General features: G+C 67.4%; 20 protein-coding genes. 9 read left to right on the top strand and 11 right to left on the bottom strand.

Annotation, left to right across the window (positions count from 1 at the left end):
- Window position 1: 1 nt before the first annotated feature.
- The 4 genes from EV645_RS03685 to EV645_RS03670 form a co-directional block, all read right to left on the bottom strand.
- On the bottom strand, window positions 2-982 hold the full coding sequence (locus EV645_RS03685; RefSeq protein WP_130439740.1) for an ABC transporter permease: 981 nt from the start codon (window positions 980-982) through the stop codon (window positions 2-4).
- Window positions 979-1,992, bottom strand: coding sequence for an ABC transporter ATP-binding protein (locus EV645_RS03680; RefSeq protein WP_130439738.1), 1,014 nt, complete (start codon window positions 1,990-1,992; stop codon window positions 979-981). Before EV645_RS03680 ends, EV645_RS03685 begins: the two co-directional genes overlap by 4 nt.
- 57 nt (window positions 1,993-2,049) lie before the next feature.
- Window positions 2,050-3,732 (bottom strand): ABC transporter substrate-binding protein, encoded by a 1,683-nt coding sequence (locus EV645_RS03675; protein WP_130439736.1) that lies wholly within the window; start codon window positions 3,730-3,732, stop codon window positions 2,050-2,052.
- 207 nt (window positions 3,733-3,939) lie between these two features.
- Window positions 3,940-4,971 carry a LacI family DNA-binding transcriptional regulator gene (locus tag EV645_RS03670; RefSeq protein WP_130439734.1) on the bottom strand — a complete coding sequence of 344 codons (1,032 nt, stop codon included), beginning with the start codon at window positions 4,969-4,971 and terminating at the stop codon, window positions 3,940-3,942.
- A 232-nt stretch (window positions 4,972-5,203) separates the two neighbouring features.
- On the opposite strand from EV645_RS03670, the gene EV645_RS03665 reads away from it, so the two are divergent.
- The gene (locus tag EV645_RS03665; protein WP_130439732.1) at window positions 5,204-6,382 is read left to right on the top strand and encodes an ROK family transcriptional regulator; all 1,179 of its coding nucleotides are present in this window, start codon (window positions 5,204-5,206) and stop codon (window positions 6,380-6,382) included.
- On the opposite strand, the gene EV645_RS03660 is transcribed toward EV645_RS03665, so the two are convergent.
- Window positions 6,379-7,605 (bottom strand): glycoside hydrolase family 16 protein, encoded by a 1,227-nt coding sequence (locus EV645_RS03660; RefSeq protein WP_130439730.1) that lies wholly within the window; start codon window positions 7,603-7,605, stop codon window positions 6,379-6,381. The genes EV645_RS03665 and EV645_RS03660 overlap by 4 nt on opposite strands.
- Before the next feature lie 235 nt (window positions 7,606-7,840).
- Here EV645_RS03660 and EV645_RS03655 point away from each other — a divergent pair, with 235 nt between their 5' ends.
- From EV645_RS03655 to EV645_RS03640, 4 genes are all read left to right on the top strand, one after another.
- Window positions 7,841-9,703, top strand: coding sequence for a ricin-type beta-trefoil lectin domain protein (locus tag EV645_RS03655; protein ID WP_130439728.1), 1,863 nt, complete (start codon window positions 7,841-7,843; stop codon window positions 9,701-9,703).
- Entirely contained in the window at window positions 9,700-11,067 is a 1,368-nt protein-coding gene (locus tag EV645_RS42550) for a chitinase (protein ID WP_130439726.1), read from the top strand. Before EV645_RS03655 ends, EV645_RS42550 begins: the two co-directional genes overlap by 4 nt.
- 129 nt (window positions 11,068-11,196) lie before the next feature.
- Entirely contained in the window at window positions 11,197-12,012 is an 816-nt protein-coding gene (locus EV645_RS03645) for a MerR family transcriptional regulator (protein ID WP_130439724.1), read from the top strand.
- 3 nt (window positions 12,013-12,015) lie between these two features.
- The gene (locus EV645_RS03640) at window positions 12,016-12,363 is read left to right on the top strand and encodes a VOC family protein (protein WP_130439722.1); all 348 of its coding nucleotides are present in this window, start codon (window positions 12,016-12,018) and stop codon (window positions 12,361-12,363) included.
- Between the two features lie 36 nt (window positions 12,364-12,399).
- On the opposite strand, the gene EV645_RS03635 is transcribed toward EV645_RS03640, so the two are convergent.
- The 3 genes from EV645_RS03635 to EV645_RS03625 form a co-directional block, all read right to left on the bottom strand.
- The gene (locus EV645_RS03635; RefSeq protein WP_130439720.1) at window positions 12,400-13,155 is read right to left on the bottom strand and encodes an AlkZ-related protein; all 756 of its coding nucleotides are present in this window, start codon (window positions 13,153-13,155) and stop codon (window positions 12,400-12,402) included.
- A gap of 63 nt (window positions 13,156-13,218) precedes the next feature.
- Entirely contained in the window at window positions 13,219-13,524 is a 306-nt protein-coding gene (locus tag EV645_RS03630) for an ArsR/SmtB family transcription factor (RefSeq protein WP_130439718.1), read from the bottom strand.
- A 38-nt stretch (window positions 13,525-13,562) separates the two neighbouring features.
- Window positions 13,563-14,123, bottom strand: coding sequence for a TetR/AcrR family transcriptional regulator (locus tag EV645_RS03625; protein WP_130439716.1), 561 nt, complete (start codon window positions 14,121-14,123; stop codon window positions 13,563-13,565).
- A 33-nt stretch (window positions 14,124-14,156) separates the two neighbouring features.
- Between EV645_RS03625 and EV645_RS03620 the strand changes: the two genes are divergently transcribed.
- Window positions 14,157-14,900 carry an SDR family NAD(P)-dependent oxidoreductase gene (locus EV645_RS03620; RefSeq protein WP_198681445.1) on the top strand — a complete coding sequence of 248 codons (744 nt, stop codon included), beginning with the start codon at window positions 14,157-14,159 and terminating at the stop codon, window positions 14,898-14,900.
- Here EV645_RS03620 and EV645_RS03615 read toward each other — a convergent pair.
- A complete protein-coding gene (locus EV645_RS03615; protein WP_130439712.1) occupies window positions 14,880-15,617 on the bottom strand; it encodes a 6-phosphogluconolactonase in 738 nt (245 codons plus the stop codon). The two genes, EV645_RS03620 and EV645_RS03615, sit on opposite strands and share 21 nt — an antisense overlap.
- A gap of 112 nt (window positions 15,618-15,729) precedes the next feature.
- On the opposite strand from EV645_RS03615, the gene EV645_RS03610 reads away from it, so the two are divergent.
- Genes EV645_RS03610 through EV645_RS03600 form a run of 3 tightly spaced genes read left to right on the top strand, consistent with a single transcriptional unit; the run spans window position 15,730 to window position 17,908 of the window.
- Window positions 15,730-16,404, top strand: a complete 675-nt coding sequence (locus EV645_RS03610) for a DedA family protein (protein ID WP_130439710.1) — start codon at window positions 15,730-15,732, stop codon at window positions 16,402-16,404.
- Window positions 16,405-16,463: 59 nt separating this feature from the next.
- Window positions 16,464-17,081, top strand: coding sequence for an NADPH-dependent FMN reductase (locus EV645_RS03605; RefSeq protein ID WP_130439708.1), 618 nt, complete (start codon window positions 16,464-16,466; stop codon window positions 17,079-17,081).
- Between the two features lie 41 nt (window positions 17,082-17,122).
- Complete coding sequence (locus EV645_RS03600) at window positions 17,123-17,908, top strand: class I SAM-dependent methyltransferase (protein WP_130439706.1); 786 nt, start codon at window positions 17,123-17,125, stop codon at window positions 17,906-17,908.
- Here EV645_RS03600 and EV645_RS03595 read toward each other — a convergent pair.
- Together EV645_RS03595 and EV645_RS03590 are read right to left on the bottom strand one after the other, a co-directional pair.
- On the bottom strand, window positions 17,898-20,363 hold the full coding sequence (locus tag EV645_RS03595; RefSeq protein ID WP_242000189.1) for an ABC transporter permease: 2,466 nt from the start codon (window positions 20,361-20,363) through the stop codon (window positions 17,898-17,900). The two genes, EV645_RS03600 and EV645_RS03595, sit on opposite strands and share 11 nt — an antisense overlap.
- The gene (locus EV645_RS03590) at window positions 20,360-21,145 is read right to left on the bottom strand and encodes an ABC transporter ATP-binding protein (RefSeq protein ID WP_130439704.1); all 786 of its coding nucleotides are present in this window, start codon (window positions 21,143-21,145) and stop codon (window positions 20,360-20,362) included. Before EV645_RS03590 ends, EV645_RS03595 begins: the two co-directional genes overlap by 4 nt.
- Between the last annotated feature and the right edge of the window lie 32 nt (window positions 21,146-21,177).

Below are 21,177 nucleotides of genomic sequence, written 5' to 3'. Positions count from 1 at the left end.
GTCAGCCCTCCTTCCGGGTACGCGGGTCGAGAAGCAGGTACGCGACGTCGGCCAGCAGATTGGCCACCAGGACCGACAGCGTGATGACCAGGAAGACGCCCTGCATCAGCGGATAGTCCTTGGCACCGACCGCCTGAAAGAGGTTGTAACCGATGCCCGGATAGGAGAAGACGATCTCGACCAGCAGCGTGCCGCCGACGATGAAGCCGAGCGACAGCGCGAAGCCGGACACGTTCGGCAGCAGGGCGTTGCGGGCGGCGTAGCTGACCATCACCCGGCGCTCGGACAGGCCCTTCGCATGCGCGACGGTGATGTAGTCCTCCGACGCCACCGTCACCATCATGTTCCGCATGGTCAGGATCCAGCCGCTGACCGACGAGATCAGGATCGTGAGCGCCGGCAGCAGGCTGTGCTGGATCGCGCTGCCGATGAACGACCCGGTCCAGCCGGGCACCAGGCCGGGCTCATAACCTCCGGACGACGGGAAGAAGCTGTTGGGTCCGGCCAGCAGCGTGATCGCCAGCAGGCCGAGCCAGAAGTACGGGATCGACGAGAGGAAGGTTGTCACCGGCAACAAGCCGTCCATGATCGAACCGCGCCGCCAGCCGGCGATGACGCCGAGCGACGTACCGATCATGAAGCTGGCGAACGTCGTGATGCCGACCAGCGCGATCGTCCACGGCAGGCTCTGCTTGAGGATGTCCGCGACCGGCGTCGGGAAGAACGTGAACGACAACCCGAGGTCCCCGTGGAACACCTGGCCCCAGTAGTCGACGTACTGACTCCAGAGCGATGCGTTCTTGTCGAGGCCGAACAGCACGTACAGCGAGTTGATCGCCTCGGTGCTCATCTGGCCCTGGAACTTGTTGATCAGCGACGTGACCGGGTCGCCGGGGATCAGGCGCGGGATGAAGAAGTTGATCGTCAGCGCGGCCCACGCGGTGAAGACGTAGAACGCCAGTCGTTGCAGAAGGAACTTCATCGAGCAGCCCCGTCTTCGTAGAGCCAGCACGCGGCCCAATGACCTTGAGCGGGCAGCTCGAAGCGGGGCGGCAGTTCGGTCGAACACTTCGGCATCGCGTGCACGCAGCGTGGGTGGAACCGGCAGCCGGTCGGCGGTGCGATCAGGCTGGGCGGTTCGCCGCCGGCCTGGTCCTCCGGCGTACTGAGCTCACCGAGCCGGTCGGGGTCGGGCGCGCTGTCGATCAGGAGTTGCGTGTACGGGTGCGCCGGGTTCTGCGTGACGGTTTCCGATTCGCCGCCCTCGACCAGGCGACCGGCGTACATCACCAGGGTCTCGTCGGCGAAGTAGCGCGCCGACGCGATGTCGTGGGTGATGTAGAGGATCGCGAGATTGAGCCGTTCCTTCAGGTCGCGCAGCAGGTTGAGTACGCCGAGGCGGATCGACACGTCGAGCATCGAGACCGGCTCGTCCGCGAGCAGCGCCTCGGGATCGGCGCCAAGCGCGCGGGCGATCGAGACCCGTTGCCGTTGGCCACCGGACAGCTCGTGCGGGAACTTGTCGAGATAGCGCTCCGGCGGCGTCAGTTGCACCTGCTCCAGCAGGTTGCGGAGATTCTGTTCGAGCTCGCCCTCGCGACCGTGAATGCGCAGCGATCGTGTCAGGTGATAGCGCACGGTGTGCGTCGGGTTCAGCGAGGCAAATGGGTCCTGGAAGATCATCTGCACGCGGCGCGCGTACGCACGGAACTTGCGGCCGCCGCGCACCGTGACCGACTCGCCGTGCAGGCGGATGTCACCGGCCGTGCGCCCGTACAGCTGGGCCATCAGCCGCGCGACCGTCGACTTGCCCGATCCGGACTCGCCGACGAGCGCGGTGACGCGGCCCCGGCGCAGGGTGAGCTTGATGTCGTCGACCGCGTGCACGACCTTGTGCTCGCGGGACAGCAGGTCGCGGACGCCCCGTCGTACCGGGAAATGCTTGGTGAGGCCCTCGGCCTCCAGAACAACCTCGGTCTCCGTGACCGTCATGGGTCTCCAATCGTGCAGCCGCGGCGCCAGGCCGAAGCCTGGCGCCGCGAACCACAGTTACTGGCTGCCGGCGGGCTTCAGGTTGAGGATGATCTGCAGAGCGTTCTGCTGGGTCGGCTGCGCCGGCCCGTACTGGTTCTGCTCATCGGGCCAGCCGACCCAGTTCTTCGTGCTGTAGAGACCGCCGACGTTGGACGCCGAGGTGGGGATGATCGGCATCTGCTCGACCATGATCTTCTGCAGCGTGTTCAGCGCCGTGGTCCGGGTCGCGTCGTCCGCGGCGTTGGCGTACTGGTCCAGAGCCTTGGTCGCCTCCGGGCTGTTGAACCGGCCGTAGTTGCCGCTCACACCGCCCTTGCCGACCGGCTTCAGGATCTTGCCGTCCATCATGTTCTGGTAGATGTCGAACGGCGTCGCGCCGCCGTTGGTCCAGTGCATCGCGGCGTCGAAGTTGCCCTCGTCGATGTTCTTGAACCACGCGTCCTGGTTGGCCTTGTCGACGGTCGCCTTGATGCCGATCGTGGACAGGTTGTCCTTGATGATCTCCAGGTCGGTGATGTAGTCGGACCAGCCGGCCGGGTCGGTCAGCGTGATCGTCACCGGCTTGCCGGTCGGGTCCTTCAGTACGTCGCCCTCGAGCTTGAAGCCCGCGTCGGTGAGCTCCTTCTTCGCGCCGTCGACGTCGACCGCGTGCTTCTTGTCCTTGTACTCCGGGGCGATGAACGAGTCACCGGCCGGGGTCGGGATCCCGGTGATCGACTCGACCTTCGGGTAGAAGTACCCGGCCTCGCCCTGGTTGAAGATGTCGTCGCGGTTGATCACCAGGTTCATCGCGCGCCGCAGGGCCGGGTTGTCGAACGGCTTCTTGGTGGTGTTGATCCACAGACCGTGGATACCGAGGTTCGCCGGGAACCAGAGCTTGTGGTTCTTCGGGTCCTTGTCCTGGTAGACGGCCTTCACGTTCGGGACGAAGACGAAGCTCCACTCCGACGAGCCGTTGGCCAGCGCGGTGGTCTGCGCGTTGTTGTCGTTGTACGACGTGTACCGCAGCTCCTTGACCTTCGGGAGGTCCTGCCAGTACGAGTCGCGCAGCGTCAGCGTGGTGGTCTGCGGGGTGAACGACTTGACCGTGTACGGGCCGGTGCCGATCGGGTTCTTCAGCGTGTCCTGGGTCGGGTCCTTGAGCGTGGACCACTGGTGCTTCGGGACCACGAAGACGGTCAGGATCTTGTTCTGGTTGGTGAACTGCGACCGGGTGAAGGTCAGGTCCACCTTGTTGCCGGACGCGGCGATCGTGCCGTACGGGATCGCGTCCTGGTTCAGGCCGTCGTACTTCTTCCGCAGCTCGAACGAGTACGCGACGTCGTCGGCGGTCATCGGCTGGCCGTCGGAGAACTTCACGCCGTCCCGGATGGTCAGCGAGAGCTTGGTGTAGTTGGCGTCCCACTTCCACTCGGTCGCCAGCCACGGCTTGCCGGGCTCGGTCGGCTTGATCCCGTTGATCATCACCAGCGGCTCGAAGATCATCCAGCGGTAGCCCAAGGAGGCGCCGGCGGAGGAGCCGAGAAACGGGTTGTGGTTCTCGGTCTGCGGCCCGTTCGGCATACCGATGTTCAGCACGGTCGCGCCACTGCTCGACCCGCTGCTTTCGGTCTTCCCGTCCCCGTTACTGCAGGCAGCCAGCGTGGCTGCCGCGAGCAAGCCCGTGAGGGCCAGCGCGACGGTACGTCGTGCTCGCATCGGTTCCTCCTGTGTATCTGTTGGCGGATGCTCACGCCTGAGCCGCGTGAGCAGGTGCATCGTGGCGTGAGAACGCTCTCATGGGAAGAGCGGACGCCTTAACGGATAGATCTCGGGGGAGTACGCCGGCGGCGGAACAGGGGCAGCTGCCCCGCCGCCGGAGCTCTCAGAACCCCGTTGCGTCCGAAGATCTGTGGGCTATAGCCCTCATTTCTTCGGACGTAACGGGTGAGGGGCGGGTTTCGGGGCGGTTGAGCTGCGGACGATCAGCGTCGTCGGCAGCACGTGCGGGGTATCCGGCAGCGGCGTGCCGCCGAAGTAGCCCATCAGCATCCGGGCCGCGGCCTGACCCATCTGGCGCATCGGCTGATGCACGGTGGTCAGCGGCGGCTCGGTGTGTTCGGCGTACGGGATGTCGTCGAACCCGACCACCGACACGTCGTTCGGCACGTTCCGCCCGGTCTCCCGGACCGCCTGGATGGCGCCGCCGGCGGACAGGTCGTTGTGTGCGAAGACCGCGTCGAAGTCGAGTCGTTCGTCGAGCGCGTACTGGACGCCGCGGCGTCCGCTCTCATGGGTGAAATCGCCTTCGAACACGAGTCTCGGGTCGAGCTCGATGCCGGCGGCCGCGTAGGTGTCGCGGAAGCCGTCCAGGCGTTCGTGGGTACAGCCGAAGCGCTCGACGCCGGTGATCACCAGTGGCCGGCGGCGACCGAGCTCCAGCAGGTGCCGGGCGGCGGACTCGCCGCCGGCGTAGTTCGTGGTGGCGACGGACGGGAACTGCGGGCGCTTGTCGCGGTCGTCGATCAGGACCACCGGCAGACCACGCGCGTGGAGTTGCTCGATGAAGGTGAGCGTGCCTTCGGGCTCGATCACCAGCAGGCCGTCGAACGACTGCGACGAGACCTGGGAGGCGAACTGCTGCATGGATTCCGCACCCCGGTTGAAGGTGAACAGCAGCAGGCCGTACCCCTCGCTCTCGACCACGTCGACCGCGCCCTGCAGCACCTCGCCCATCCAGGGCCAGGTGAGCGACGGGACGAGCATTCCGACGATCCGGGTCCGGCCGCGGGCCAGGCCGACGGCGCGGGCGCTCGGCACGTACCCGAGCTCGTCGATCACCTGCCGGACCCGCTCGGCCGTCCGCAGGTCCAGCTCGCCCTTGCCGTTGAGGACACGCGACACGGTCGTCTTGCTGACACCGGCGCGGGCGGCGACATCGGCGATGGTGATGGACACGCTGAATCTCCCCTCGGGCGGTTGGGGGTGCTGGGCGGTGTAGCGGTCGGAACCGGTTTCGGAAGCGGTTCCGTAGATCAAAGCCGAGAGCGCAAGTCACCGTCAATCACGGAGCGGTAACGAATCGGGTCTTAGTTCACGACCTGGAAGAAGGGAGCTCTTCCGTGTGCCGGGGCGGCATGATGGACTCGGATCGAATGGCCCGCCCGGGGCCGGGCAGGGTGAGGTAAGGATGGAAGTACGCCGGACCACGGTGCGTGACATGCGCCGGTCCAACCGCTCGGTGATCCTCACCAGCATCTACCGCGAGGGCCCGCTGAGCCGCCAGGAGCTGACTGTGCGGACGTCGCTCAGCGCCGCGAGCGTGAGCAACCTGGTCGCGGAGCTGATCGCCGAGGGCGTGGTCGAGGAGGCCGGCTCGGTCGAGTCCGAGGGCGGTCGGCCGCGCGTACTGCTGCGGGTCGCGCCGACGTTCCGGTACGTCGTGGGCGCCGAGGTCGGTGAGACGCGGGTCCGGGTAGAGCTGTTCGACATGGCGATGAATGTGCTCGCCCGCGCCGATCACCCGATCAGCACGCCGACCCCGGCGGAGGTCGTGAAGCACGTACTGGAAGGGCTTTCCACCGTCATCGCGTCGTCCGGCGTACAGCCCCAGCAGGTGCTCGGGCTCGGTGTCGCGGTCGCCGGCGTGGTCGAGGACAACGCGGTCGTCGACGCGCAGACGCTCGGTTGGGAAGCTGTTCCGCTCGCCGAGATGCTTGCTGAGGGCACCGATATCCCGGTGCATGTCGACAACGGGGCCAACATGCTCGGCCAGGCCGAGATGTACTTCGGCGCGGGCCGCGGCGCGACCGATGCAGTCGTGGCGCTCGTCGGCTCCGGTGTCGGCTCCGCCCTTGTGGCGGGTGGATCCAGCTACCGCGGCACCCGCAGCAGTGCAGGCGAGTGGGGCCACATGACGATCGTGTACGGCGGCCGCCAGTGCCGCTGCGGCGCGCTGGGCTGCCTCGAGGCGTACGTCGGCGCGGAAGGCATCCTGGACCGGTACCGGGAGGCAGGCGGGCTGGTCGAGGGAGACGAGGAGACAGCCTTCGTCGAGCTGCTCTCGTCGACTTCGGAGCCGGCGGCAACCATCGTCGCGGACACGATCGGCTACCTGGCCGCGGGATTCGCGAACTTGGTCAACCTCGTCAACCCCGAGCGGATCGTGCTCGGTGGCTGGGCCGGGCTACTGCTCGGCGAGAACCACCTGGATGAACTGCGCGCGGAGGTCGGCAAACACGCCCTCCGGCGGCCGTACGCCCAAGTGTCCATCGTGCTCTGCGAACTGGGCCGCGACGCCGTAGCACTCGGCGCCGCGACCCTCCCCGTGGTGCGGTTGTTACGCGACGGTGGCGCGCTCCCGCGTTAGACAGTCCACTTCTGGTTCGCTCCGCCCGTGCAGGTCCAGATCTGGGTCGGGGTGGCGTTGGCGGAGTTGTTGCCGGTGACATCGAGGCACTTGTTGGCGTGCGGATTCACCAGGTCGTGCCCGCCTGTGTAGGTCCATTGCTGTGCCGCGTTGCCGTTGCACGTTGCCAGTTGGACTCTGGTGCCGTCGGCAACTCCGGCGTTCGCGACATCGAGGCACTTGCCGAGGGCCCGGATCGTGCCGTCACCGGGGCGGGTCCACTTCTGAGCGTTCGTACCGTTGCAGTCGTACAGCTGGACCGTCGTGCCGTCCGCCGCGTTCGCTCCGGCGACGTCCAGGCACTTGCCGGCCAGGCCGGTGATCTGCGAGCCACCGCCGCCGGTGCTGCCGAGGGTGGAGACGCGGACGTAGTCGACGGTCATGGTCTGCGGCATCTGCGTCGTACCGTCGGGGTAGCCCGGCCAGTAGCCGCCGACGGCCAGGTTCAGGATCATGAAGAACGGGTGGTTGAAGACCCAGGTGTTGCCGTTCAGGTCCGCCGGCGTACGGCGTTCGTACTGCACGCCGTCGACGTACCAGGTGATCGAGTCCGGGGCCCAGTCGACCGCGAACGTGTGGAAGTCGTCGGCGAACGACCAGCCGTTCGGATGGTTGTACGCGGCACCGATACCGTTCGCGCCGGAGTACCCGGGTCCGTGGATCGTGCCGTGCACGGTGGCCGGCTCCTTGCCGATGTTCTCCATGATGTCGATCTCGCCGTCGTTCGGCCAGTTGCCGCCGCCGAGCATCCAGAACGCGGGCCAGATCCCCTGTCCGCGCGGGATCTTGATCCGCGCTTCGAACCGTCCGTACGTCTGGGTGAAGGTCTGGGCGGTGAGCAGCCGGGCCGATGTGTACTGGCACGGGCCGTAGTGGCACTGGTAGCCGGCGTTCTCCTGCCGGGCCGTGATCACCAGGTTGCCGTTGCCGTCGAGGGCGGAGTTGCGAGTGCTGTTGGTGTAGTACTCGCGTTCGTCGTTGCCCCAGCCGCTGCCGCCGATGTCGTACCGCCACTTGGCGGGGTCGGGGGCCTGACCGGAGGGGCCGTCGAAGTTGTCCTCCCAGACCGTTGCCGTGGTTGCGGCAGCGGCCTGCTGATGCGCTGTGGCGGCAGGCTGGAGGAGGGCGGTGCCGGCGAGTGCGGCACCGATCGCGAGGAACGCGAGCATGCGGGGACGCTTCATGAGTACCTCATTTCCGGGGGCGTCTGAATGAGGGCAGGAATTGGACCGCAGCGTGCCGTGAGAACGCTCTCAGGTCAACCCCGGGACTAAATAAAAGATCTGAAAAAAGTCTCGGTTTCGACGTTGACACCGGTTTGCACGGATGGTTACCTCTTGCTGACCACCAGTTGCGGCGCGGGCAGACGCCGGCAACTACACCGCCCCAAACTCCTTTATACAAAGGGAGAACCGCCCCATGAAACGCTTCCTGCCGCTCGTGGTCGCTGCGCTCTGCGCGGCCGCCGCCGGCCTCGGCATCGGCACAGCTCCACCGGCGCAGGCCGCCGGCGAGCAGGTCAACATCTGGCTGACCACCACCAACGACAGCGCGGGCCAGAACGTCACCCGCGGCCTGCAGCAGCAGACCCCGGTCAGCTTCGGCCCGGCCGGCGGATCGGCCAACCAGACGATCACGGTCAACGAGAACACGACGTACCAGTCCTTCGAAGGCGGCGGTGCGTCGTTCGCCGACAGCTCCGCCTGGCTGCTGAACAGCAGCAACACGATCTCGGCCGCGACCCGCAACCAGGTGATGAAGGACCTGTTCGACCCGGTCGACGGGATCGGCCTGGCCTTCATCCGCAACCCGATGGGCGCCTCGGACCTTGCCCGGTTCAACTACTCCTACGACGACACGTGCTGCGACCTGAACGACTTCAGCATCCAGCACGACCTGGCCGACGTCGTACCGCTGACCAAGCAGGCCCGGCAGCTCAACCCGGCCGTCAAGGTGATGGGCTCGCCGTGGAGTGCGCCGGCGTGGATGAAGGACAACAACGACTTCGTCCACCGCGGCTGGCTCAAGGCGCAGTACTACCCGATGTACGCGCAGTACTTCGTCAAGTACCTGCAGCAGAACGAGGCCCAGGGCAACCACATCGACTACATCTCGGTGCAGAACGAGCCGACGTGTTGCGGCAACGACAACACCGGCTACGCGTCGATGAACTGGAACGGCTCGGGGTTGCTGGAGTTCACCAAGAACAACCTGATGCCGGCGCTGCACGCCGCCGGCCTGACGACCAAGGTGCTGATCCTCGACTACAACTGGGGCAACTACAACGACCTCGGGTCGGTCCCGATCGCGGATGCTGCGCTGCGCAACGATCCGAACTTCGGCGGCATCGCCTGGCACGGGTACGGCGGTGACGTGAACCTGCAGACGCAGATCCACAACCAGTACCCGAACGTGAACGCGTACATGACCGAGCACTCGGGCGGCACCTGGATCCCGAACCAGCAGGTCGAGGACATGAACAACCTGATCGACTACACCCGCAACTGGGACAAGTCGTGGGTCAAGTGGGGCATCGCGCTCGACGAGGACCACCTGCCGTTCGTCGGCGCGGGCTGCAACGTCTGCACCGGACTTGTCACCGTGCACCGCAACGACAGCCAGCGCGGACAGGTCACCAAGACCGTCGAGTACTACACGATGGGCCACCTGACCAAGTTCGTGAAGCCGGGCGCCCTGCGGATCGACTCGACCGCGAACAGCTCGGTGAAGAACGTGGCCTGGAAGAACCCGGACGGTTCGAAGTCACTGATCGCCTTCAACACCACCGGTAGTTCGCAGTCGGTGCGGGTGAACTGGGGCTCGCAGTCCTTCACCTACACGCTGCCGACCAAGACCTCGGCGACCTTCACCTGGTCCGGCACGCAAAGCGGCGGCGGTGGTGGCGGGGGGCAGATCACCGGCCTGGCCGGCAAGTGCATGGACATTGCCGGCGCCAACAATGCGGACGGTACGGCGGTGCAGCTCTACGACTGCAACGGTACGACGGCCCAGCAGTGGGACCGGCCGGGTGACGGGACGATTCGTGCCCTCGGCAAGTGCCTCGACGTCAACGCCGGCTCCGTCGCGAACGGGGCGAAGGTGCAGCTCTATTCGTGCAACGGCAGTGCCGCCCAGCAATGGACCTATACGAGCGGGAGAGATCTGGTGAATCCACAGGCGAACAAGTGTCTCGATGTCACGGGCAACAACTCTGCGAACGGTACGCCGCTGCAGCTGTGGAGCTGCACCGGTGCCGCGAACCAGAAGTGGACCGTGTCATGAAGCGCGTGGCGGCGGTAGCCGGAGCCTTGGTGCTCGGCGCCGGTCTGTTGATCACGGCAACTCCTGCGCAGGCGGCGACCGGAGCGATCACGGGGTTGGCCGGCAAGTGCGTCGACGTGGCGGCGGCGGACAGCGCGGACGGTACGCCGGTCCAGCTGTACGACTGCAACGGGAGTGGTGCGCAGCAGTGGAGTCGTTCGAGCGACGGGACGTTGCGTGCCCTCGGCAAGTGTCTCGATGTGTCGGGTGGATCCGTGGCCAACGGCGCTCGCGTCCAGTTGTGGACCTGCAACGGGTCAGGTGCCCAGCAGTGGACCTACACGTCTGGTCGGGACCTCGTGAACCCGCAGGCGAACAAGTGTCTCGATGTCACCGGCAACAACTCCGCGAACAGCACGCCGCTACAGCTGTGGAGTTGCACGGGCGCGGCGAACCAGAAGTGGAACGCTCCGGCCGGGGACGACGGACCTCCGCCGGCGGGTGGTGCGCCGATGGCGGCCGCGCCGTACCTGTATGAAGGCTGGGGTGACCCGCCGAACCCGGCGACGGTGATGAACGCGTCCGGGGTGAAGTGGTTCACGATGGCGTTCATCCTGTCCAACGGGTACTGCAACCCGCAGTGGGACGGCGGCCGGCCGTTGACCGGTGGCGTGGACCAGCAGGCGATCAACACGATCCGGTCCAACGGCGGCGATGTCGTGGTGTCGATCGGTGGCTGGTCGGGCAACAAGCTCGGTCAGAGCTGCGGGTCGGCCAGTGAGCTCGCGGCGGCGTACCAGAAGGTGATCAACGCGCTGTCGCTGAAGGCGATCGACATCGACATCGAGGACCAGGAGATCGCGCAGGCCGGTCCGCGGCAGAAGGTGATCGACGCGCTGAAGATCATCGAGCAGAACAACCCCGGGATCACGACGTACCTGACCTTCGGGACGACCACGTCCGGTCCGGACGGGAACGGTCAGGACCTGATCCGGCGCGGTGCGGCCTCCGGGCTGAACCTCGACGGCTGGGTGATCATGCCGTTCGACTTCGGCGGCGGTACCACCAACATGGGCTCGCTGACCGTACAGGCGGCCGAGGGGCTGAAGAACCAGGTGAAGTCGGCGTACGGCCTGAGCGACGACGCGGCGTACCGGAAGATCGGCATCTCGTCGATGAACGGCATCACCGACAACGCCGAGCGGGTCAACGTCTCCGACTTCGAGACGATGCTGTCCTACGCGTCACAGCACCACCTGGCCCGCTTCACCTACTGGTCCACAAACCGCGACCGTCCTTGCACCGGCGGCAGCGCCGACAGCTGCTCCGGCATCTCCCAGAACCCGTGGGACTTCACCAAGGTGATCGGGCGCTACCGGGGGTAGGGGATCCCCAGGCCATCACAATCGGCCCGCGACGGCGCGCGTACGTGTGCGCTCGTCGCGGACCGACGATTGTGATGGCCTGGAGATCCGGTTTGACCCTCCGGTTACCGGAGGGTGGAAGCTTGTCGCATGACGGCGACGGTGACGGTGGGGGAGTTTTCCCGCCTGACGCATCTGAGTGTTAAGAGCCTGCACCACTATCACGAGATCGGGCTGTTGGCGCCGGTCTCGGTTGATGCATCGTCGGGGTACCGGCGGTACAGCACTGCGCAGGTTGACACGGCGCAGTTGATCCGGCGGCTGCGCGAACTGCGGATGCCGCTGGCCGACGTGCAGGCGGTGGTCGACGCTGGCGACGGTGCGGCGCGGGAGGAGCGGCTGCGGGCGCATCTCGAGCGGATGGAGCAGGAGCTCGCGCATACCCGCGAAGTGGTCGTGTCCTTGCGTGAGCTGCTGACGCCGGGCCGGCCCGTGCTCGACATCGAGTACCGGTTCATCCCGCCGTTCCGTGCGTACGGCGTGCGCGGACAGGTGCTGCGGGACGAGATCGGACCGTGGTGCGAATTCGCCTTCGGCCGGCTCGACGAGGTGGCCGGTCACATCCCGGGGACCTCGGGAGCGACGTACAGCGACGAGTTCTTCGCCGACGACAAGGGTGCGGTCGTCGCCTTCCATCCGGTCGCGCCGGACCAGGCGCCGGCCGACGGGGTCGAGCTCGTCGACCTGCCCGGCGGGTACTTCGCGATCGCCGTCCACGCCGGTCCGATGGCCGACTTCGACCGCACCTACGGCGCGTTGGGCAGCCACGTCGCGGAGTACTGCGAGGTCGCACCCGGACCGATCCGTGAGCTCTACCACATCAGCCCGGGTGACGTACCCGATGCGGCTGACTATCGAACCGAAGTCTGCTGGCCGATCCAGCGGATCCCTGTACTGAAAGGCTGAAACGTGTCTATTTCCCTTGAGAACATCGCCTTCGACTGCACCGACGCTGCAGCGCTGGCCGGCTTCTGGGCCGGCGTGCTCTCCACCGAGGTCGATGCTGATGGCAACCAGTTCTTCGCGACCGTGAACCGCGCCGCGGACGGGCCGACGCTGATGTTCCTGCAGGTCCCCGAGCCGCGCAACGGCAAGAACCGCCTGCACGTCGACCTCGCCGCCACCGACTGGGCCGCCGAGGTCGACCGCCTCGTCGGACTCGGCGCCAAGCGCGTCGACGAGCACAACGAGTACGGCACGCACTGGATCACCCTCGCCGACCCGGAAGGCAACGTCTTCGACGTCGCCGAGCACTGATCCGCTAAACCGGGGTCGAGTGTCTTCGGCCCCGTCTCAGGGGTGGTTGCGAGAGTACCGGGTGCCATCGGCCCTTGCCCGGCCGTTCTCGGCCAACTCGTCCAGGCGGGCTCGTGCGTGCGCCACGGGCCAGCGAAAGGCGCGGCCGAGTTCGCCTGGCGTGGTCTCCAGCATCGTGGCCAGGAACCGCTCGGTCGCGAGTGCGTGGTCGGTGCCGCCGCCGACCTCGAACTGCTCGCAGGTCAAGGCGATCCGCGCCGCGGGCCAGCCGGAACCGCTCTCGTGGACGCCGGCCGTGGTGACCAGGAGATTACGCTGGAGCTCGGTGATCGCGCGCTGGTAGCGGCTCCGATCACCGATCAGTGCTCGTAGCGTTGCGCTCGGCAATGGTTCGCCGGCGATGGCCTCGGCGATCTCATGGGCCGCCGGCGACAGCTCCAGCGACTGGTGGTCACTCGGGTGGCCCGCGGCCGGGTAGAGCGCGGTGAGGAGGTCCGGCGACAGGAACGTTCCACGGCCGCCGAGGTAGGCGCCGTACCAGGCGAGGCCGCGGCGAGGCAGTTCGTCCTTCCAGGTCCAGACCCGTTGCTCGTTCTTCCCCATCCCCGAGCCGAACGGCTCCTCGTCCTCGCCGGCGACCGCCTCCCACAGTGACGGTACGACGGCACGCGGTGCCGGAAACAACAAGGCGAATCCGACATCGTCGATGAATGCGCGGGCCCGCTCGATCGACCCGATCCGCCGTCCCCGCACCCACCAGCGCGCGGCCCGCGCCTGCCCGAGTTCTGTCATCGGGACAGTCAATCACCGGTTCTTGCGTCGGTGTCCCGGGCGGAGCACCCGAACTGACCTGACCTAGTCCATCTGGTCGAGGTGGGCTTCGAGGGCGTCGAGGCGGTTGTGCCACAGGTCGCGGTACGGCGCCAGCCAGGCGTCGACCTCGGCGAGCGGCGCCGGGCGGAGGCGGTACCAACGGCGCTGCGCGTCGTGACGGACCTCCACCAGCCCGGCGTCGCGCAGTACCTTCAGGTGCTTCGACACCGCGGGCTGGCTGAGCGACAGCGCGTCGACAAGCTCGCCGACCGGCCGCTCACCGGCTCGCAACAGATCGAGGATGTCCCGCCGCCGAGGCTCCGCCAACACCTCGAACGTAGTTGCCATACCAGGAATATAACCCGATTCCTCACTTTTCACGCCTCTCAGGGCGCGTGGCCGAAGACTGCGGTGAAGGCCTCGCTGTAGAGGGTGGGGAGGTTGGGTTTGCCGTTGTCGGCGGCCCAGCGGAGGAGGGCGGTGTGGGTCACGCCCAGGCAGGCGCTCGCGGCTGCGCGGGCGGCGTACTCGACGGTTCGATCGTCGGCGCAGATCGCTTGGACGAACGCCTCTTGCAGGCGGAACTGGCTGTCGAGGTGGCGGGCCTGGAGGGCGGGGGTCGAGATCATCAGCTGGAGCCGGACGAGGAGCAGGTCGGTGTTCGCGCGCTCGATGGTTGCGAGTACGGCGCGGCCGATGCGATCGGTGAGGGAACCGGTTGAGGGGAGCTCGGCGATCGACGCCGCGGCCTGCTCGTCGAAGTCGTCGTACAGGACGAGGTCTTCCTTGGTGGGGAAGTTCCGGTAGACGGTCATCGCCGAGACGCCGGCCGCGTCGGCGACCTCGTTGACCGTGGTTGCGTCGTACCCCTGGTCGCTGAACAGGCGGAGTGCCTGTCGCTGGATGCGTTGCCGGGTGTCGGCGCGCTGGCGGTCCCTCAAGCTCATGTGGTAGATACTAACAACATGATAGTTTCTAACATGAACGACAGGGTTGCGTTGGTGACGGGTGCGTCGCGTGGCATCGGGCGGGCGATCGCGGAGCGGCTGGCTGCGGCGGGGAGCTACGTCGCGGTGCACTACAACCAGGACAAGGCTGGGGCCGAGGAGACGCTCGACCGGATCGGCGGTCGTGGGTTCGTGATCGGCGCCGAGCTTGGCGTCCCGGGTGATGTCGATGCGGTGGTCGAGCAACTGACCGCGGGGCTGTCCGGTCGTCAGTTGGAGGTGTTGGTCAACAACGCGGCCGCGCAGCCGGCCGGTCCGATCGGAACGGACTCGGAGGAGGCGTTCGATCGGTTGATCGCGGTGAACGTGCGGGCGCCGTACTTCCTGATCCAGCGGCTGCTGCCGATGGTGGCCGACGGCGGCCGGATCATCTCGGTCTCGTCGGTCGCGACCCGGATGGCCAACCCGACGCAGACCTCGTTCGCGATGACCAAGGGTGCGGTCGAGACGATGACGCGCACGCTGGCGCAGGAGCTTGGCCGGCGAAGCATCACCGTGAACGCGGTGGCGCCTGGCGCGACGCGGACCGAGGCCAACGGCGCGATCTTCGAGACGCCGGGGCTGTCGGAGTTGATTGTCGCGCAGACCGCGCTCGGCCGGCTGGGCACGGGTGAGGATGTCGCCGAGGTGGTCGCGTTCCTCGCCTCACCCGAAGCCCGGTGGATCACGGGTCAGGTCGTGGATGCCTCCGGCGGCCTACACCTCGGCGTCGGCTGATTCTGTGTCAAGGAAGAGTTGTACGTCGGCGTGGGTGCGCAGCGCCGTACCCGGATAGTCCGGGCTGATCGGCTGGGTCAGCGTGTCGTGGACGGCCTGTCGCTTGACCGATCCGGGCACTGAACCGACCAGGGCTCGTGCTTTGAGCAGGCGGGGGATCGTCACCGTGACGGCGTGGGTGGGTACGTCGTCCATCGCGGCGAAGTTGCCTTCGTCGACCTGCTGGCGGCGACTGGTCTCATCCAGCGCGACGATCTTCGCGGCGCGCGGATCGTCGAAGTCGGCGGGCGGGTCGTTGAAGGCGAGGTGGCCGTTGACGCCGAGCCCGAACAGGACGAGGTCGAACGGCTCGTCGCCCATCAGTTCCGCGTAGCTGTCCGGGCCGGCTTCGGGTGCGAGCGGGTGGAAAGTTGCCTGAGGCACCTGATCGAGGAAGCTCCGGTGCAGCCAGTTCCGGAACGACTGCGGGGCGTCCGGCGACAGGTCGACGTACTCGTCCATGTGGAAGCACTCGACCCGGCTCCAGTCGATGTCCGGTTGCACGGCGAGCGCGGCCAGGGTCGCGGTCTGGCTCGGCGCGGCGGCCAGCATGATCCGCGCACGTCCGGTCGCCGCGATCGCCGCGCGGATCTGCTCGGCGGCTGCGGTGCCCGCGGCCCGGCCGAGCTCCTCGCGCGACGGGTACGTGCTGGTCCGGGGGGCGTGCTCGACTGTCATCCAAAACCCTTTCTATTGGTGGCAAATGCTCGCACAGCGGGGGTTTTCCCCCGGTCGGTACGGTGGGTGGCTCCAGTGTGTGGGGCGTGTCCGCGGACCTAGCGTCGCACCCATGATGACGACGAATCAGGTGATGATGACCGCGCTGCAGGCGACGCAGGAGCCGACCGGTGGAGTGGCCGGGTGGGCGATCGATCTGATGGAGCGGATGGGTCCGGCGGGTGCCGGGTTGGCGGTCGCGCTCGAGAATCTCTTCCCGCCGTTGCCGAGCGAGGTGATCCTGCCGCTGGCCGGCTTCGCGGCGGCCCGGGGCGATCTCGGGCTGATCAGCGCGATCGTGTTCACCACCCTGGGGTCGGTCGTCGGTGCGCTCGCCCTGTACGGCGTGGGCGGGGTGCTCGGCCGCGATCGGACGCGCGCGATCGCCGAGAAGCTGCCGTTGGTGAAGGTGGCCGACATCGACAAGGCCGAGGAGTGGTTCCTGCGGCACGGTGCCAAGGCGGTGCTGATCGGGCGGCTGGTCCCGGTCGTGCGGAGCCTGATCTCGGTGCCGGCCGGGGTGGAGCGGATGCGGGTCGCGCTGTTCGTGCCGCTGACCGCACTCGGGAGCCTGGTGTGGAACTCGTTGCTGATCCTGGCCGGTTACCAGCTCGGTGAGCGGTGGCATCTGGTCGAGTCGTCGGTCGGGGTGTTCCAGAAGCTGGTGATCGCCGGTGCGGTCGCCGCGGTGGCGTGGTTCGTGGTCGTGAAGCTGCGCGGGCGTTCAGATCCTGAGAAAGTCAAGTAACGCGCTCGACTTTGACTACGCTCGAGGTATCACTGCCGATGTCTCAGGAGTTGGGTCAGATGCCCTCAGTCGCGTTCGAGTCGCAGGTCGTGCCCCAGGTCGTGTCCGAGGACGCGCCGGTCTGGCCGCAGTCCGTGGTCACGGTGGTCGGCAATCCACGGGCGGGTTCGCGGACGGCGGCCGCCGCGGCGTCGGTCGCGGAGTTGCTGGCCTCCGAGCTCGGTACGCCGTACCGGATCGACGAGCTGATCGACCTGGTGACGTTCGCGCCGGCCATCTTCGAGAGTGCCGCCGATCGTGCGGCGTTGGATCAGGCGATCGACCTGGTGTCTTCAGCCTCGGTGATCGTCCTCGCGACGCCGGTCTACAAAGGCAGCTACACCGGTCTGCTGAAGAGCTTCCTCGACGTACTGCGGCCTGGGGCGCTGGCCGGCGCGGTCGTCGTACCGGTCACCGTATCCGCGGCCCCGAGCCACAAGTTGCTCGCCGACCACCACCTCCGCCCGGTCCTCGCCGAACTCGGCGCCAGCGTGCCCGTCCCCGGCGTCATCCTCGAGGAGCGTGACCTCGAAGACCTCCAGGTAGTCCTCTCCAGCTGGATCCGCGCCAACGCGGGCATCATCCAGGCAACCACAATCGCCCTGCAGCCGGTGGCCGAACCAACGCCTGCACGGTAAACCCGGCGCGCCGACGGCCGTTCGCCGCCTATCGTCGCTGGATGGACGATCGGGAGCGCGTCGAGCGAAATCGCACCGCCTGGGATCTGCGGGCGGGGGCGCACGTCTCGTCGGAGTTCTACGACGTCGACGGGTTCCGCGGCGGGCGCAGTTCGTTGCGGAAGTTCGAGGTCGAGGCGCTCGGCGACGTACGCGGGAAGCGGCTGCTGCACCTGATGTGTCACTTCGGGCTGGACACGTTGTCGTGGGCTCGGCTCGGCGCCGAGGTCACCGGCGTGGACTTCTCCGGGGAGGCAGTCGCGGCGGCGCGGCGGCTGGCGGATGAGGTCGGGCTGCCGGCGCGGTTCGTACAGGCGGATGTGTACGACGTGGCCGACGTACTCGAGCCTGCGTCGTACGACGTGGTGGTGGCGACGTACGGGGTGCTGGTCTGGCTGCCGGATCTGAACGAGTTCGCCCGGGTGGTGGCGCGGATGCTCCGGCCCGGCGGGGTGCTGTTCCTTGCCGAGTTCCATCCGATGCTGTCGATGGTCGATGGAGAGCTCCGGGTGCGTACGTCGTACTTCCGGACGGGGGCAGTCGATCGTCAGGTGGCCAGCAGTTACACCGGGCAAGAGATGAAGGAGCATGTGCAGACCACTTGGCCGTGGACGGTCAGTGGATTGGTGAATGCGCTGAGCGGAGCCGGTCTGCGGATCGAGCGGCTGGACGAGTTGCCTGTGGATCTGCGGCAGCGGAGCCCGGAGATGGTGCAGGACGCCGATGGGTTCTGGCATCTGCCGGGGGATCCGCTGCCGCTGTTGGTGACGTGTCTGGCTAGTCGCTGAAGTTGGGTTGGGTGGGGGCGTGGCGGAGGGTTGTGGTTGCGGGGAGGAGGGTGGAGCCGAAGGTGAGGATGGTGGCGGCTGCGACGATGACGCCGTAGATCCACAGTGGGCCGGTGGGGAGCGCGCTGGTTGAAACCTTCGCGGAGAAGGGGAGCAGGCAGGCGAGGGCGACCGCGGTGCCTAGCGTGACTCCGGCGAGGGTGGCCAGGGTGCTTTCGGTCCACAACATCCGCAGGACCTGTAGTCGGGTCGAGCCGGTCAACCGTTGGAGGGCGAACTCGCGGCGGCGGCGCAGGGTCGACGAGACGAGCGTGTTGACGACCGAGACCGCGGTGTACGCGATCAGCATTCCGACGAGCATGTAGTTGACCCACGCCTGCGTCTGCAGATCCTCCGCATTCGCGGCGACCAACGTACTGCGGTCTGCGACCTGGACAGTCGGATGAGCCGCCGCAAGCTTGGCCAGCCCCGGTCGTACGTCGGCACCCGGTGTGGCGCGGACGAGGATCTGCTTGGTCAGGCCGTCCGTCGTGTGAGCGGCCACCAACGATGCGGGCATGATGATCGTCTCGTACCCGCGCTCCGCCGCGAAGGTCGCAACCACCCGCAGCTTCACGGGGGTCCCGTCGCCCAGCGTCATCGCGATCTCGGACCCGACCCCGCGACCCGTCTTCGTGGCCATATAGTCCGGGATCGCGACGGTCGAACCGGTCAGCCCGGCGAGCGATCCGTTCGTCAGCCGGACCGGCGCCGTACCGTTCGCGCCCTGGGCGTCCACGCCGATCACCGGCGCACCGTCCTCGTCGAACGGCGAGTTGCGCGGGTCGTCAACCGCACCGATGCTCCGGACGTACGCCGACGCACTCGCAACACCCGGTACCCCGCGGACCTGCTGAAGCAGCGCCGGCGACAGACCGGCATCCGAGACCACTACGGCGTCTGCGCGCAGATCCCGGGTGAACGCCTCGGAGGACGCGTGTACTTGCGTCGTCTGCATGTACAGGTTGGCCGTCGAGATGCCGACGGCAAGCATTACCGGCATCACCGCGGCGGACATCGCGACCGATCGCGCCGACAGGTTGCGGATCGCGAGGCGACCGTTGACCCGGGTCAGTGCCTGCACCGGCCACCGCCAGAACGCGAGCACAGCCTTTGTCCAGAAGGGGCCGAGCAGTGCGACACCGATTGCCCAGCAGAGGATCGACGGGCCGGCAGTGGAGGCGGCGAGCGGTCCGGTCATCACCGTGGCGGTGACGATCAGCAGCGCGAGTCCACCACCGAGGAACAGCAGACCGAACAGCAGCCGCACCCAGCTGAACCACTTCCGCTGCAGCGAGGCCTCGACCAGCGCCTCGATCGGACGGATCTTCGCGGACTTGCGGGCCGCGATCAGCCCTGCACCGATGGCCGCGAGTACGGCGGCACCGGCGCCGGCCGCGAACGGGATCCAGCCTTGCGAGAACTCGATCACCGGCGACGCGACGCCGTGCGTGCTGAGCTGATCGAAGAGGAATCGCCCTAGGAAGGTGCCTGGGATGACGCCCACCGCGACCGCCGGCAGCGAGACCAGGAGCGCCTCGCCGAGGATCATCCGGCGGACCTGTCCAGGCGTCGTACCGATGCCGCGGAGCAGGGCGAACTCGCGCTCGCGATGCTGTGCGGCAAGGGCCAGCGTCGAGGCGACGACGAACATCATCGTCATGGTTGCGATGCCGCCGAACGAGCCGGCGACCGCGATCAGTGCGGTCTTGTGTGACTCGGCGTCGGGGTGCTCGGCCAGGCCGCGGTCGACACCTTCGCGAACGGTGAGATTGCTGTCGATTGCCTTCAGCCGGTCCTTCACGTCGTCGAGGTTGGCGCCAGGGGCAAGCAGTACGCCGACGTCGGCGAAACGCTCCGGGTTGCGGGCGAATTGGGTGGCGTCGCGGTCGGAGAAGAAGGCGTTGCTGGTTGCTGTCGGGGCGATTCCGCTGACGGTGAAGGTCTTCGGGTCGCCGTTGACGATGAGGGTGAGGTGATCGCCGGGCTTGCCGGAGGAAACAACTACCTGACCGGAGCCTGGTGCGTGCCCGGTGCTGAGGTCGTAGGGGGCCAGAGAGGCGCTGGACCAGTTGTGGCCTTCAGTAACCGACGGACCGATCGCGGGGAAGGTGTAGTCGCCGATGGCGGACGAAACGCCCTCTGTGGAACGGATTTTCGCCAGTGCGTCTACCGGGACGCCGACGCGTTCCGGCAGGGGAGTGGCGTCTTCTTCGCCGGGCCGGAGGTGGGATTGCTTGCCGGTGACAACCAGTGCGGTGCCGGCCAGGCGCTGGGGCTCGACGTTGGAGCGGATGCCGGTCTCCATCAGGCCGCCGCACGCCATCACGATCGCCGTACCGAAGACGACCGCGACGAACGTGGCGATGAATCCGCTCTTGCGATGACGCAAGGTGCGGATGGCTTGGCGCATCATCCCGCCACCACCTGCAGGTTGGACCGCGCGCCGAGGTGGGTCATCCGGTCGGCGACCTGCTCGGCCGTCGGCGCGGTCAGGCTGCCGGCCAGTACGCCGTCGGCCAGGAAGACGACCTGGTCGGCGTACGACGCCGCGACCGGATCGTGGGTGACCATCACGACTGTCTGCCCCTGCGTGCGAACCGGCTCGCGGAGCAGTTCGAGTACGTCGGCGGCTGTCTGCGTGTCCAGCGCGCCGGTCGGCTCGTCGGCGAAGATCACGGCCGGACGGGCCACGAGGGCGCGGGCGATCGCGACGCGTTGCTGCTGGCCGCCGGACAGCTCACCCGGGCGACTCCTCTGCTTGTCAGACAAGCCGACGCGTTCGAGGACCTGGCGGACCGCGGCCTTGTTCACGCGTCGGCCGTCGAGCTCCTGCGGAAGGGTGACGTTCTGCCAGACGGTCAGCGCGGGCAGCAGGTTGAAGGACTGGAACACGAACCCGATCCGCTCGCGGCGGAGCTCGGTCAGCTTGCGCTCGCTCAGCCCGGCCAGCGGCAGGCCGTCGATCAGCACCGTGCCCGACGTCGGCCGGTCGAGCCCTGCCGCACAGTGCAGGAACGTGCTCTTGCCCGAACCCGACGGCCCCATCACCGCGGTGAAGGTGCCGGGGGCGAACTTCATCGAGATCCCGTTGAGGGCGGTGACGGTGTTCCCGCCACGGCCGTAGACCCGTCGTACGTCCTGCAGGACGACCGAGTATCCGGTCCCGTCGACTGCTTCCTGCTTCGGCTTTCTCATGCCGTCGACGCTACGGAGCAACGGCGTACCGC

Source organism: Kribbella rubisoli (assembly GCF_004217145.1).
GTDB lineage: Bacteria > Actinomycetota > Actinomycetes > Propionibacteriales > Kribbellaceae > Kribbella > Kribbella rubisoli.
This window is presented reverse-complemented; position numbering and strand designations above follow the sequence as displayed.